We start from the raw sequence: 13,160 nt of genomic DNA on the forward strand, positions 1-13,160 counted from the left end.
AGTCGCAGACTTCGTCATAATGCATTGGAAGGCAATATGTTTCAGGCGCTTAGGGCGAAAAAAACATCCGCTGCGGCTTTGAACTCGGCAAAGCGTTTGGCACGCCGCTGCTCGGCTTCCTCGTCGCTGCCCCAATGCTCGATCGTCCAGTCTTCGTCGAGATGGGCCAGCGACCAGGCCTCCTCCACCGTCACCCGGCCCTCGGCCAAGGCGAGCGCCAGGATCGCCGAGCCGGTCAGCGTGGTGACTGTGTGCAGCGCCGCAAGTGCCATCGGGTTATCATATCTCGCGAGTGTGACGGCGAAGGCGGCCGTCGCCTCGCGCGGCTGCTCATGCGGCATCACCCCTTCGACGAGGATGAACCGGGCGCCGAGATCATTCGCCGCCCAGTCGATCACCGGATCCCAGCGCTCGGCCTGGCGCTCGACCAGCAGTTCCGGCTCCTCGGCGCGGTAGCAGATGAGGTCGCTGGAGGAAAAGCGCAGAATATCTTCGAAGATCGCCTGCGCATTGGCGGCAACGCCGTCGAGTGCGGTGTTGACGAGCCGCGTCACCGGCATGCTCATAGGATTGATCTCCTCGCCCTGCGCCTGCCATTCGGCAGCGACAAGCCGCGCCAGCGCCTCGGTCGGCACGGCGAGAACCTGCCGCGCCGGTGTGCGCACCATCTTGCCGTCGAGCGTAATCGCAAAACCGCCCTCGTGCTCGGCAACGGCGACATCGGTATAGAAACGCTTCGGCAGCGGCTTCTTCATCTGGATCTGCGCGCGGCGGATGGGATCGGGATGGCTCAGGCCTTCGGAAAGGTCGTTCAGCAAATCGCGCATGGGCTCACCTCAGGAAAAATGACGCAATATCTCGTTCGGATGGTAGGCGATCGCATCAGCGCCGTTGGCGATCAGCTCATCCACGCTGGCATAGCCCCAGGCAACGCCGATCGCCTTGGCGCCGGCAGCCTTTGCCATCTGCATATCGTAAACCGCATCGCCGATGACAATGGTGTCGGCAGCATTCATGCCGGTTTCATCGCAGCATTCCGTCACCATGGCCGGATGCGGTTTGGAGGGGCAATCGTCGGCGGTACGTGTAATGACGAAATGCTTGTCGAAACCATGCGTCTCCATCACGAGATTGAGCCCGCGGCGGGATTTACCCGTGACCGCGCCGATCAGCAGGTCGTCGCGCCCGATGATCGCGTCGATCATCTCGCCGATGCCGGGAAACAGCGGCTCTTTGTAATCGAGATCCTGACGCACGATCGAGAACAGCGATTTGTAATGCGCCGTCATGTCGACGTCTTCCTGCTCAACATGTGGCCTGCCCAGCATGCGGGCAATCGCGATATCGAGGGACAGGCCGATAATGGCCTTGGTGTCTTCAAAGCGCGGTTCCGGCTTGCCGAACTTGTCGAAGGTCCTGCGCATGGTTTCGTGGATCAGACCGGCGCTATCGACCAATGTGCCGTCGCAATCAAAAAGCGCCAATTTCATTCGGCGTCCCTTTCGGCACCGGCGAGGTCGAGGCCGAGAAGGTTCCAGGTCTGCACCATATGCGACGGCAGCGGCGCGGTGACGCGCAGGCGCCCGCCGGAGGGGTGCGGGATGTCGATGCGACGTGCGTGCAGATGCAGCTTCTTCTGGACGCCGCCTGGAAAATCCCAATTCGGATCGTCGTCGAAATATTTCGGGTCGCCGATGATCGGATGGCCGATATGCAGCGCGTGCACACGCAGCTGATGGGTACGGCCGGTATAGGGTTCCATCTCCAGCCAGGCGAGGTTCTGGGCGGCGGTTTCGAGCACGCGATAGAAGGAAACGGCGTGATCTGCTCCGTCCTCGCCGTGTTTGGCGATCCGCATGCGGTCGCCGTCGATCGTCGGCTCCTTGACAAGCCAGGTCGAGATCTTGTCCTCGTGTTTGCGCGGCACACCCTTGACCAGCGCCCAGTAGGTCTTCTTGGTATCGCGCTCGCGGAAGGCGGCCGTCAGTTTCTGTGCTGCGCCGCGTGTGCGGGCGATGACGAGAACACCCGATGTGTCGCGGTCGAGACGGTGAACGAGCCGCGGCTTCTCGCCCTTCGGGCTGGTCCAGGCTTCGAGCATCTGGTCGATATGCCTGGCCACACCCGAGCCGCCCTGCACCGCAAGACCAGGAGGCTTGTTGAGCACGATTACCTTTTCGTCCTCATGCAGCACCATGCGCGACAGCAGCTCGAAATCCGTCGAATGCTTGAGATCCTTGCCGGCGATCGGTCCGGATTTCAGCTTCGCATCGACGTCGAGCGGCGGCACGCGCACCGTCTGGCCGGGCTGCACGCGCGCATCCGATTTGACACGTCCGCCGTCGACGCGCACCTGGCCGGAGCGCAATAGCTTCTGCAGCGGACCGAAGCCGAGCCCCGGAAAGTGCACCTTGAACCAGCGATCGAGCCGCATGCCCGCTTCGTCAGGTTCAATCTTGATATGTTCTATGCCAGCCATTAGGAAATCTTTCGGAAATTGCAGCGCAGGCCGAGCCGGCGTTCTTGCCGCAGCCTTTAGAGCATTTTCACGCAAAACGGAAACCGGAATCGAAATCAGGCCAAAGCGCGCATGGTGGCGAGCCCCGCGATGACGGCCGCCATCGAAAATCCGACGCTCGCAGCGATATAAATACCCCCGGCGACGGTCTCGCCGCGCTCGAACAGCGAGATGGCATCCAGCGAGAACGCCGAGAAGGTGGTGAAGCCGCCAAGGAAGCCGGTGATCAACAAGAGGCGCAATTCCACCGAGGCGTTGAACTTGCGCGCGATCAGCTCGGCGAAGACGCCGATGACGAAGCAGCCGACGACATTGACGGCAAGCGTGCCCCAGGGGAATGCCGGCCCCATCAGTTTCAGCGCCCACCGGCCGACATAATACCTGAGAACGGAACCGATAGCGCCGCCGAAGGCGACAAGGAGAGCCTGGATCATGAGCCGGATTTACCGCGTTGCGAAAGTGATTCCAATCGAGCTCATATGAATTCTTACCATTTTGTAAAATGCCAATGATTTTCTTATGAGGGCACCAAGATCATGCCGATACGGTGACTGGCATGACCCAGCTCCTGTCCGTATCGGCCAATACCGCCGCCATTGCTTTCGAGTCGCTGCGAATCCCGCAGCGTGTCGCGACGAGCACTGCGGCGCGCGACGCACGGCGCGTTGCCGACCGGCAGTTGAAGGCCGAAGGCACTGAGGAAATAGACGAGCCCTCCAGCATCATCCAGTCGACCGAAGTGGCACTCGACCTGATGGCCAAGGGCAACCGCCAGCCGCAGGCCGGCCTGAAACAGGCGCTGCGATCCTACGAAGATTTCTGAGGCGATCGCCTTCCAAACGAAAGCCCGCGACCGCGATGGCAGTCGCGGGCTGTTCTGTTTTATCGACAGCGCCGCGCGTCCTTTAAGACGCGCGGCGCTGTAGCACTTTGAATCGCTGCTCTCACTTGCCCTGGCCGGAGAGCACCTGCAGGACCAGATCGACTTTGCCGGCCTTTTCGAAGGTCAGCGTCACAGGCACCGTGTCGCCCTGCTTGAACGGCGTCTTCACCTTCTGGAACATCAGATGCAGGTTGCCGGGCTCAAGCTTGATCGTCTCGCCCGCGGCGATGACGATACCGTCCTTCAGCTGGCGCATCCGCATGACGTTATCCTTGGTCTCCATCTCGTGGATCTGAACCTCGCCTGATACAGGCGACGTCACGGACAGTAAGCGATCGTCCGTCTTGCCGTTGTTTTTCACCGTGAAAAAGCCGCCGCCGACCGGCTGGCCGGGCAGCATTGCCTTGGCGAACCCGCCGGAGATTTCGAGATCGCCGGCCTTGACCGTTTCGCCAGCCGGTGTAGCAGCGCCCGTCGTCCCGTTCATGTTCATACCGGACATGTCCATGCCGGCCATATCCTCATGGTCGTGACCGTGGTCTTCGCCGGCCACGACCTTCAAAAGCGGTGCCGGGCTTTTCAGCCCATGCGCATCGCCGCCTTCTTTTGCCACTTGGTCCCAGGCCGTGACCATATCGCCGCACATCTGCGTCACCGGAAAGGCGAGCGAGGTGCCGGCCTCGACGCCTGATACTTTACCCTGGATGACGAAAGTGTCGTAGAAATCGTCGGCGAGATTGCCGTTCTTCCAGCGCACTTCGATCGCGCCCTTGTTCACCTTGTCGCCGTGATTGTCGTAGGTCTTCTGATAGTCGCCCTTGATCACCTCGAGCTCCCAGCCGGCTTTCGGTTGCGGTTTGGCGAAGACGAAGCCTTCCGGCAGCTTGACCCGCACTTCCGTGGTCGCCTTGCCGTCGCAGCCGTGCGGCACCTGCAGCGTGGCGAGAATGGTGCTGTCCTGCGTCGCTTGCTTGTCGAGGAAGCTCACATGGGCCTCGGCGCCGGCAATGGCGGTTGCGGAAAGAAGGGCGGCAAGCCCTAGCGTTTTGCCGAATGTCTTGCCAAAAGTCTTGATGGTCTTCATCGGATATCTCCTCGCCGGCCGCCGTATTTTCTCGGGCGGACCGGCATGCTGAATCATAGGCGGTGGAGGAAGATCAGACGAGAATGGGAGGCGCGCGCGAATTCGGCCGCCAGACGGCGCTTGCGCCTGAAACGGCCGATGTTTCGATCGGCGCGTTGATCAGCGCAGCGAGTTCGCGCTCAAGCCAAGAGTCCGCATCCGGCGTCGGCAGGATGGTGGAGGCCGACAGCCGGCAGGCTTCGCAATTCGGCTTGAAGGCGATGGTCTTGCCGTCGGCATCCTTGACGGTGACGCAGAGCGAGGCGAAGGTGCCGTCGGGCAGCACATAGGCCGCGGCATCGTAGCCTTCGGCAGCGACAGCCTGCGGCGCCTGATGGGCAAGGCCGAGCAAAAGCAGGCTCAATGCGCAAAGCATGCGCAGGAAGAGCGTCGCTTTCAGTCCGGTCTGCCGCATGAGATCCCCTTCAACAGAAGGCCGCGATAGCCGGTTTTAGCACGGAATGCAAAAGCAGATTTGCCTGAGATCAACGCTTGCTGGGAATAAGACGACAAAAATTTGCCCGGTCACGACATTTGGTCTTGCCAAGTGCTGCACCCACCGGATAATTGCGCCAACCTTGTTGGGAGAAGCCGGTGCGTTTTTTGCCGGTGCCGAAGGAGCAACCGCCCCGGAAACTCTCAGGCAAAAGGACCAGCAAGGGGCAGACGGAACTCTGGAGAGAAGCGTTCTCGAAACGCTCGCCGAAGGGATAACAATCTCAGGCACAGGGACAGAGGGGGCTCAGGAGAGAAGTGCGCAACCGCGCCTTCAGATTTGAGCCCGCGCCTTCTGGGGAAGGCGCAAACCCCGGAGGCGTCTTTTGGACGATACTGCTGCCCTGAAGAAAACCCCGCTGCATGCCCTGCATCTTTCGCTTGGCGCCCGCATGGTGCCGTTCGCGGGCTATGACATGCCGGTGCAATATCCCGCCGGCGTGATGAAGGAACATCTTCACACCCGCGCCGAAGCCGGTCTCTTCGATGTCTCCCATATGGGCCAGGTCATCGTGAAGGCGAAATCGGGCAGCTACGAAGATGCGGCGCTAGCGCTCGAAAGCCTGGTGCCGGTCGATATCCTTGGCCTTGCCGAAGGCCGCCAGCGCTACGGCTTCTTCACCGACGATACCGGCTGCATTCTCGACGACCTGATGATCACCCATCTCGACGACCACCTTTTCGTCGTCGTAAATGCCGCCTGCAAGGAAGCCGATGTAGCCCATCTCAAGGCCCATATCGGCGACCAGTGCGATGTCACCGTCCTCGACCGCGCCTTGATCGCGCTGCAGGGACCACGCGCGGTCGAGGTTCTTGCCGAACTCTGGGCCGATGTCGCGGCAATGAAATTCATGGACGTGCGCCACTGCCGCCTGCACGATGTTTCCTGTCTGGTCTCGCGCTCCGGCTATAGCGGCGAGGACGGCTTCGAGATCTCGATTCCATCAGACAAGGCCGAAGATGTCACCATGCGGTTGCTCGAACATCCCGATGTCCAGCCGATCGGCCTCGGCGCCCGCGATTCGCTGCGCCTCGAAGCCGGTCTCTGCCTCTATGGCAACGACATCGATACGACCACCTCGCCGGTCGAGGCAGCGCTGGAATGGGCCATGCAGAAGGCAAGGCGCGGCAACGGTGCGCGCGCCGGCGGCTTCCCGGGCTCCGGCCGCATCCTGTCCGAACTCGAAAACGGCGCCGCGCGCCGCCGCGTCGGCCTGAAGCCGGAAGGCAAGGCGCCGGTGCGCGGCCATGCCAAGCTCTATGCCGATGCTGAGGGCAAGGTCGAAATCGGCGAAGTCACTTCGGGCGGCTTCGGTCCCAGCGTCGAAGGCCCCGTCGCCATGGGATACGTGCCGGTCTCCCACGCTGCGCCAGGCACGCTCGTCTACGCCGAGGTGCGCGGCAAATATCTGCCGATCACCGTCAGCGCCCTGCCCTTCGTCACACCGACCTACAAACGCTAAACCTTTTCCAGAGAGGACGAACAATGCTGAAATTTACCGAAGAACACGAATGGCTGAAGATCGAAGGCGGCGTTGCGACGGTCGGCATCACCAACTATGCCGTCGATCAGCTCGGCGACCTGGTTTTCGTCGAGTTGCCGGAAGTCGGAGCGACCTTCTCGAAGAACGGCAATGCCGCGACCGTTGAATCCGTCAAGGCTGCTTCCGACGTCTATTGTCCGCTTGATGGCGAGATCACCGAGGTCAATCCGGCCATCGTTGCAGATCCGTCGCTGGTCAATTCCGATCCTCAGGGCGCCGGCTGGTTCTTCAAGCTGAAGCTTGCAAATGCTGCCGACGCCGATGGCCTGCTCGACGAGGCGGCCTACAAGGAGCTCACTGCGTAATGACGACGCCGACAGAATTCCAGTTCACCGACTACCAGCCTTACGATTTCGCCAATCGCCGTCATATCGGCCCCTCGCCGGCCGAGATGACCGACATGCTGAAGGTGATCGGCTATAACAGCCTCGACGGCCTGATCGACGCGACGCTGCCGCCCTCGATCCGCCAGAAGGAGCCGCTCGTCTGGGGCGCGCCGATGACCGAGCGCGAGGCGCTCGACAAGCTGCGCGAGACCGCCAACAAAAACAAGGTTCTGGTCTCGCTGATCGGCCAGGGTTACTACGGCACCATCACGCCGCCGGTCATCCAGCGCAACATCCTGGAAAACCCCGCCTGGTACACCGCCTATACGCCTTATCAGCCGGAGATCAGCCAGGGCCGCCTGGAAGCGCTCCTGAACTACCAGACGATGATCTGCGACTTGACCGGCTTGGACGTCGCCAACGCCTCGCTGCTCGACGAGGCAACCGCCGCCGCCGAAGGCATGGCGATCGCCGAGCGCGTCGCCAAGTCGAAAGCGAAGGCCTTCTTCGTCGATGCAGACTGCCATCCGCAGACCATCGCCCTCATCCGCACCCGCGCCGAGCCGCTCGGCTGGAGCGTCATCGTCGGCAATCCCTTCACCGATCTCGATCCCGTCGACGTCTTCGGCGCGATCTTCCAGTATCCCGGCACGCACGGTCACGTGCATGATTTCACCGGCCTGATCTCGCGCCTGCACCAGACCGGCGCCATCGCCGTGGTCGCCGCCGATATCCTGGCGCTGACGCTGCTGAAATCGCCCGGCGAAATGGGCGCCGATATCGCCGTCGGCTCCTCGCAGCGCTTCGGTGTCCCGGTCGGCTACGGCGGCCCGCATGCAGCCTATATGTCGGTCAAGGATGCCATCAAGCGCTCCATGCCCGGCCGCCTCGTCGGCGTTTCCGTCGATGCCCGCGGCAATCGCGCCTATCGCCTGTCGCTGCAGACCCGCGAACAGCATATCCGCCGCGAGAAGGCGACGTCGAACATCTGCACCGCCCAGGTGCTGCTTGCCGTCATGGCCTCGATGTATGCCGTCTTCCACGGCCCGAAGGGCATCAAGGCGATTGCCCAGCAGGTGCACCAGAAGGCCGTGCTGATGGCCAAGGGGCTGGAGAAGCTCGGTTACAAGGTCGAACCCGACACCTTCTTCGACACCATCACCGTCGACGTCGGCCACATGCAGGGTCTGATCATGCGTGCCGCCGTCGCCGAAGGCGTCAATCTGCGCAAGGTCGGCGAAACGAAAATCGGCATGAGCCTCGACGAACGCACCCGGCCGGCGACGCTCGAAGCCGTCTGGCGCGCCTTCGGCGGCAATTTCACCATTGCCGATTTCGAGCCCTCCTATCGCCTGCCGAAGGGCCTGCTCAGAACCAGCGATTACCTCGCCCATCCGATCTTCCACATGAACCGCGCCGAAAGCGAGATGACGCGTTATATCCGCCGGCTTTCCGATCGCGACTTGGCGCTCGACCGCTCGATGATCCCGCTCGGCTCCTGCACGATGAAACTCAACGCGACGGCGGAAATGCTGCCGATCACCTGGCCGGAATTCTCGGATATCCATCCCTTCGTGCCGGCCGACCAGGCGCTCGGCTACCGCGAGATGATCGACGACCTGATCGAAAAGCTCTGCGCCGTCACCGGCTACGATGCCTTCTCCATGCAGCCGAATTCGGGCGCTCAGGGTGAATATGCTGGCCTGCTGACCATCCGCAACTATCATATCGCCAATGGCGATACCCATCGCGACGTCTGCCTGATCCCGACCTCGGCACACGGCACCAACCCGGCCTCGGCCCAGATGGTCGGCATGAAGGTGGTCGTCGTCAAGGTGCGCGAAAACGGCGATATCGATCTTGACGATTTCCGCGCCAAGGCTGAGCAGCATGCGGCAAACCTCTCTTGCTGCATGATCACCTACCCTTCGACGCACGGCGTCTTCGAGGAGACCGTCAAGGAAATCTGCGATCTCGTGCATGAGCATGGCGGGCAGGTCTATCTCGACGGCGCCAACATGAACGCCATGGTCGGCCTGTCCCGCCCCGGTGACATCGGTTCCGACGTTTCGCATCTCAACCTGCACAAGACCTTTTGCATTCCGCATGGCGGCGGCGGACCCGGCATGGGCCCGATCGGCGTCAAGGCGCATCTGGCACCCTATCTGCCCGGCCATCCCGAAACCGACGGCCGTTCGGGTGCGGTTTCAGCCGCCGCCTTCGGCTCGGCCTCGATCCTGCCGATCTCCTGGAGCTATTGCCTGATGATGGGCGGCGAAGGCCTGACGCAGGCAACCAAGGTGGCGATCCTCAACGCCAACTATATCGCCGCCCGGTTGAAGGGCGCCTATGACGTGCTCTACAAATCGGAAACCGGCCGCGTCGCGCATGAATGCATCATCGACACCCGTCCGCTGGTCGATAGCTCGGGCGTCACGGTCGACGACGTCGCCAAGCGCCTGATCGACTGCGGCTTCCATGCCCCGACCATGAGCTGGCCGGTCGCCGGCACGCTGATGATCGAGCCGACGGAAAGCGAGACCAAGGCCGAACTCGACCGTTTCTGCGAGGCGATGCTGGCGATCCGCGAGGAAGCCCGCGCCATCGAGGATGGCCGCATGGACAAGGTCAACAACCCGCTGAAGAACGCCCCGCACACGGTGGAAGATCTCGTCGGCGAATGGGATCGTCCCTACAGCCGAGAACAGGCCTGCTTCCCGCCCGGCGCCTTCCGCGTCGACAAATACTGGTCGCCGGTCAACCGCGTCGACAACGTCTACGGCGACCGCAACCTGATCTGCACCTGCCCGCCGGTGGAAAGCTACGCCGAGGCGGCGGAATAGCGGTTAAGCCTGGTGAAGCGAAGAGCCGAGCAACCCGAGCCCCTTCCATCATGGGAGGGGCTTTTCTAATCCGATAGAAATGTGCGGCTAACCTTGCTCTCTAAGCGTCTATCGAAGCTCCGTTCGTCTGCGAGGGTAATTTCTCGAATAACACGCTACGCCCGGCGTAGCTCAACGTAAGAGCAGCTGTCTGGTTAGCAGCCGATCCAGGTCCAATTCCTCGGCAGGGGCACCAGTTTCCCAATTCCCCTGCTCTATCAGCGTCGAAGCGTGCGGATTTACGGTCTAGAAGCGCTCGCCGACCATATCCTCGCTTTTGGCCCACAATGCCCTAGCCGTCTCGGGGTCGAGCGCGTAGGTGCGCACGCCTTCGGAAATCGGACTGATCTCCGCATCCGTCACTTCGGAGACGTGGCAATTCTCACAATATCTGCCGCCGACCGCCTCTGCCGGGGCGACGAAACCTGCCCAGACCGAGGTAGCCGCACCCTGAGGAATCGTCTTCCACTGGAAGGGTGGCTTGCCGTCGGCGGTGAGTGCTGCGTTGATCTGCGCTATCATGCCTTCAATCATCTCAGGGTCGAGATGACGGCCGAGCTCGGTCTGGATGCCGCCGGGATGCAGTGCCGTTGCACGGATGCCGCGCTCCTTGAGGCGCCGGTCGAGTTCCACTGTGAACAGGATATTTGCAGTTTTCGACTGGGCATAGGCCGCCCAGGGCTCGTAGGTCTTGCTCTCGAAATTGAGGTCGTCGAGGCTGAAAGGTGCCATGCGATGGCCCGAGGATGCGACGATCACCACTCGGCCGCCCGATTTGACGAGCGGTACGATGCGGTTGACCAGCACGAAATGACCGAGATGATTGGTGCCGAACTGCGTTTCGAAGCCATCGGCGGTGCGGCCGAAGGGAGCGGCCATTACGCCGGCATTGGCAATGACGACATCGAAGGGGCGACCATCCGAGGTGAGCGCATCGGCGCAGGCGCGCACGCTTGTCAAAGAGGCAAGATCAAGCTCGACGATATCCAGGCTGCCGCCTGGCCGCACCGGCGCGCACGGCTTCCGTTGCCGCTCTCGCCTTTGCAAGGTCACGTGCCGTACCCGTCACCTGCGCTCCATGGGCCGCCAGCACGTGCGCGGTTTCCACGCCGAGACCGGCCGAAATACCCGTCACCAGAACGCGCTTGCCCTTGAGATCGACGCCGGCAAGCACCTCATCCGTGGTTGATGTCGCGCCAAAAAGTCCACTCATAATTATCTCCTTGATCATGGACGCACCGCTCCAGGCTGGTGGACCATTGCCCGCCGGCCTCAAATGAAATAAGAGGAGGGTGCCTCCGCTTATCAAGGAGACCTCTCGGAAATGGCCAAAAAAAGTGACGAGCTCACCGTCCGAAAGCCGCGTGCGGATGCCGAACGCAATCGTCTGCTGCTGATGGAAACGGCAAAGACCGTCTTTGCCGACAAGGGTTCCAGCGCCAACCTGGAGGAAATCGCCCGCATCGCTGGCGTCGGCATCGGCACACTCTATCGCCATTTCCCGACGCGCGATGCACTGGTTTCCGCCATCTACCGCAACGAAACGACGCAGCTTGCCGCTGCCGCCAAAAGCCTTGCCGAGACACATCCGCCTGTCGAAGCGCTCCGCCTGTGGCTAGTGCAGTTCGTGGATTATGTCGTGACGAAACACGGCATGTCCGAGGTGCTGGAATCTTTGGTCGGCGGCACCTCCGAGCTCTATGCCGATTCAGCCAGTTTGATCATAGGCGCCGTCAATCAGCTGGTGGATCGCGCAGTCGCCACCGGTGAAATCCATCTGGCGATGGACCCGCTCGATATCCTGCGCGCCCTGGCGGGCGGCGCGAGCATCAGCTGTGGCCCTGCCTGGCGGGATGCGGCAAGGCAACTCATCGATATTCTGATTGCGGGTATGAGAGCCAGTCGCTGAGGCTGCCGTATCATTCCTGCACGACCCTCTCAGATGGAGCTGCGCGAGAATGGCAACTCGACATGGAGGATTTCCGCGCACGCGGTGGAAGAACCTCGTCGGCGATTGGGATCGCCCCTATAGCCGCGAACAGGCTGCTTCCCGCCCGGCGCCTTCCGCGTCGACAAATACTGGTCGCCGGTCAACCGCGTCGACAATGTCTATGGCGACCGCAACCTGATCTGCACCTGCCCGCCGGTGGAAAGCAACGCCGAGGCGGCGGAGTAGCAGCCATTCGCCAAGCCCTTCCCACGAGTTGGCAGGGGCTTGCCGCTTCTGGGGCAGAAGGATCAAATTTAACCTTTCTTAGCAAGTCTCTGTTAGCAATTCAGAAAGGCAGCTTCCATCAACATGGATCACCGCCGGTCCCTTGTTTTGCGTGCAGGTTCTCATGCGTCCCTCGGCAGTGCCAGCAATCCTCCTCGCCGCCCTGATCCTGTCGGGATGCGCCGCAAGCTCCGGCGCCGAAGATGTGCTTACCCCTGTGCCGTCCGCGGAAACGACCAATGCAATCAGCAAGCCGAGCGGCCCGATACCTGCTGCCGCCGTCGGCGATACCGCCCCGCAGGCAAGCACGCCGCAGGAGGCGTTGAGCTGGACAGGGCCGGAGCCGCAGGCGCTCGTGCCGGCGGACAGGCCGGTCGGCATGCCGATGCCGACGGAACGGCCGGTGGCGATACTGATGCCCGCCAACCCGGAAGCCGATCCCGATAACAGCACCAAATCGCCGACACGCGGGCAAATTTACGGCCACCGCTTCCGCGACGCCAAGCCGATCAACTTCGGCTCCACGTCTCCGCGAAAGCTTGCCGTGCACGGCGTCGACGTCTCGCGCTGGCAGGGCGAGATCGACTGGGAGACGTTACAGTCACAGGGCGCCAATTTCGTCTACATCAAGGCGACGGACGGCGGCGATCACCTCGATCCGATGTTCAAGAAGAACTGGCGCCGGGCCAAGGAAGCCGGCCTGAAACACGGCGCCTATCACTTCTTCTATTGGTGCCGGACAGCCGGTGAGCAGGCCGACTGGTTCATCCGCAACGTGCCAAGGGAAGCCAACGCTCTTCCGCCTGTGATCGACGTCGAATGGAACGGCGAATCGAGCTGCAAGCGGCGCATTTCCCCCGCCCGCGTCCGGGAAAAGATGCAGGTCTTCATGGACAAGCTGGAGCGCTATTACGGCCAACGCCCGATCATCTACACGGCGCCGGACTTCTACCGCGATAATTTGAAGGGCCAAATGCTCGACTATCCCTTCTGGCTGCGCTCGGTGGCAGCTCACCCCTCCAAGGTTTATCCGGGCCGCAAGTGGCTGTTCTGGCAATATTCCGGCTCCGGCCTTTCCGAGGGCGTCGACGGCAAGATCGACCTCAACGTGTTCAACGGCAACGAAAGCGATTGGCACGACTGGGTGGCGACGCGATAATGACGCTGTCCATGG

The 13,160-nt window shown here is 61.9% G+C and carries 12 protein-coding genes, 1 pseudogene and 1 riboswitch; of the genes and pseudogenes, 6 read left to right on the plus strand and 7 right to left on the minus strand.

Annotated features, from left to right (window positions below; translation table 11 throughout):
• Nucleotides 1–41: 41 nt before the first annotated feature.
• The 4 genes from ACIPSK_RS15750 to crcB all read right to left on the minus strand — a co-directional run bounded on the left by ACIPSK_RS15750 (nucleotide 42) and on the right by crcB (nucleotide 2,952).
• Complete coding sequence (locus ACIPSK_RS15750) at nucleotides 42–827, minus strand: ATP12 family chaperone protein (protein WP_162117091.1); 786 nt, start codon at nucleotides 825–827, stop codon at nucleotides 42–44.
• A gap of 9 nt (nucleotides 828–836) precedes the next feature.
• Nucleotides 837–1,490: an HAD-IA family hydrolase gene (locus tag ACIPSK_RS15755; protein WP_162117090.1), complete on the minus strand. Its 654-nt coding sequence runs from the start codon at nucleotides 1,488–1,490 to the stop codon at nucleotides 837–839.
• Nucleotides 1,487–2,479 carry an RluA family pseudouridine synthase gene (locus tag ACIPSK_RS15760; protein ID WP_017964438.1) on the minus strand — a complete coding sequence of 331 codons (993 nt, stop codon included), beginning with the start codon at nucleotides 2,477–2,479 and terminating at the stop codon, nucleotides 1,487–1,489. Before ACIPSK_RS15760 ends, ACIPSK_RS15755 begins: the two co-directional genes overlap by 4 nt.
• A 95-nt stretch (nucleotides 2,480–2,574) precedes the next feature.
• Nucleotides 2,575–2,952: a fluoride efflux transporter CrcB gene (crcB, locus tag ACIPSK_RS15765; protein ID WP_162117089.1), complete on the minus strand. Its 378-nt coding sequence runs from the start codon at nucleotides 2,950–2,952 to the stop codon at nucleotides 2,575–2,577.
• Between the two features lie 122 nt (nucleotides 2,953–3,074).
• On the opposite strand from crcB, the gene ACIPSK_RS15770 reads away from it, so the two are divergent.
• Entirely contained in the window at nucleotides 3,075–3,341 is a 267-nt protein-coding gene (locus ACIPSK_RS15770) for a hypothetical protein (RefSeq protein WP_024321788.1), read from the plus strand.
• A 121-nt stretch (nucleotides 3,342–3,462) separates the two neighbouring features.
• Here ACIPSK_RS15770 and ACIPSK_RS15775 read toward each other — a convergent pair whose 3' ends face one another.
• Together ACIPSK_RS15775 and ACIPSK_RS15780 are read right to left on the minus strand one after the other, a co-directional pair.
• On the minus strand, nucleotides 3,463–4,485 hold the full coding sequence (locus tag ACIPSK_RS15775) for a DUF1775 domain-containing protein (protein ID WP_162117088.1): 1,023 nt from the start codon (nucleotides 4,483–4,485) through the stop codon (nucleotides 3,463–3,465).
• A 73-nt stretch (nucleotides 4,486–4,558) separates the two neighbouring features.
• Entirely contained in the window at nucleotides 4,559–4,939 is a 381-nt protein-coding gene (locus ACIPSK_RS15780) for a hypothetical protein (protein WP_017964442.1), read from the minus strand.
• 157 nt (nucleotides 4,940–5,096) lie between these two features.
• A riboswitch (glycine riboswitch) is annotated at nucleotides 5,097–5,189 on the plus strand.
• Between the two features lie 156 nt (nucleotides 5,190–5,345).
• On the opposite strand from ACIPSK_RS15780, the gene gcvT reads away from it, so the two are divergent.
• From gcvT to gcvP, 3 genes are read left to right on the plus strand one after another with little or no spacing between them, the layout of a single operon-like run.
• Entirely contained in the window at nucleotides 5,346–6,482 is a 1,137-nt protein-coding gene (gene gcvT / locus ACIPSK_RS15785) for a glycine cleavage system aminomethyltransferase GcvT (RefSeq protein ID WP_162117087.1), read from the plus strand.
• A gap of 23 nt (nucleotides 6,483–6,505) precedes the next feature.
• On the plus strand, nucleotides 6,506–6,868 hold the full coding sequence (gene gcvH / locus ACIPSK_RS15790) for a glycine cleavage system protein GcvH (protein WP_017964444.1): 363 nt from the start codon (nucleotides 6,506–6,508) through the stop codon (nucleotides 6,866–6,868).
• Nucleotides 6,868–9,732, plus strand: coding sequence for an aminomethyl-transferring glycine dehydrogenase (gcvP, locus tag ACIPSK_RS15795; protein ID WP_162117086.1), 2,865 nt, complete (start codon nucleotides 6,868–6,870; stop codon nucleotides 9,730–9,732). Before gcvH ends, gcvP begins: the two co-directional genes overlap by 1 nt.
• Nucleotides 9,733–10,017: 285 nt before the next feature.
• Here gcvP and ACIPSK_RS15800 read toward each other — a convergent pair.
• Nucleotides 10,018–10,984 (minus strand): annotated as a pseudogene (locus tag ACIPSK_RS15800) (SDR family NAD(P)-dependent oxidoreductase).
• Nucleotides 10,985–11,095: 111 nt separating this feature from the next.
• Between ACIPSK_RS15800 and ACIPSK_RS15805 the strand changes: the two are divergent.
• Both ACIPSK_RS15805 and ACIPSK_RS15810 read left to right on the plus strand, forming a co-directional pair.
• A complete protein-coding gene (locus ACIPSK_RS15805) occupies nucleotides 11,096–11,680 on the plus strand; it encodes a TetR/AcrR family transcriptional regulator (protein WP_162117085.1) in 585 nt (194 codons plus the stop codon).
• Nucleotides 11,681–12,110: 430 nt separating this feature from the next.
• The gene (locus ACIPSK_RS15810; protein WP_162117084.1) at nucleotides 12,111–13,145 is read left to right on the plus strand and encodes a GH25 family lysozyme; all 1,035 of its coding nucleotides are present in this window, start codon (nucleotides 12,111–12,113) and stop codon (nucleotides 13,143–13,145) included.
• Nucleotides 13,146–13,160 lie beyond the last annotated feature (15 nt).

The organism is Rhizobium sp. LARHSG275 (genome assembly GCF_052871115.1).

Excerpts from the sequence above, each read along its gene's own strand:
- ACIPSK_RS15750 (WP_162117091.1), bottom strand. The coding sequence starts at position 827 with ATGCGCGATTTGCTGAACGACCTTTCCGAAGGCCTGAGCCATCCCGAT.
- ACIPSK_RS15755 (WP_162117090.1), bottom strand. The coding sequence starts at position 1,490 with ATGAAATTGGCGCTTTTTGATTGCGACGGCACATTGGTCGATAGCGCC.
- ACIPSK_RS15760 (WP_017964438.1), bottom strand. The coding sequence starts at position 2,479 with ATGGCTGGCATAGAACATATCAAGATTGAACCTGACGAAGCGGGCATG.
- crcB (WP_162117089.1), bottom strand. The coding sequence starts at position 2,952 with ATGATCCAGGCTCTCCTTGTCGCCTTCGGCGGCGCTATCGGTTCCGTT.
- ACIPSK_RS15770 (WP_024321788.1), top strand. The coding sequence starts at position 3,075 with ATGACCCAGCTCCTGTCCGTATCGGCCAATACCGCCGCCATTGCTTTC.
- ACIPSK_RS15775 (WP_162117088.1), bottom strand. The coding sequence starts at position 4,485 with ATGAAGACCATCAAGACTTTTGGCAAGACATTCGGCAAAACGCTAGGG.
- ACIPSK_RS15780 (WP_017964442.1), bottom strand. The coding sequence starts at position 4,939 with ATGCGGCAGACCGGACTGAAAGCGACGCTCTTCCTGCGCATGCTTTGC.
- gcvH (WP_017964444.1), top strand. The coding sequence starts at position 6,506 with ATGCTGAAATTTACCGAAGAACACGAATGGCTGAAGATCGAAGGCGGC.
- gcvP (WP_162117086.1), top strand. The coding sequence starts at position 6,868 with ATGACGACGCCGACAGAATTCCAGTTCACCGACTACCAGCCTTACGAT.
- ACIPSK_RS15805 (WP_162117085.1), top strand. The coding sequence starts at position 11,096 with ATGGCCAAAAAAAGTGACGAGCTCACCGTCCGAAAGCCGCGTGCGGAT.
- ACIPSK_RS15810 (WP_162117084.1), top strand. The coding sequence starts at position 12,111 with ATGCGTCCCTCGGCAGTGCCAGCAATCCTCCTCGCCGCCCTGATCCTG.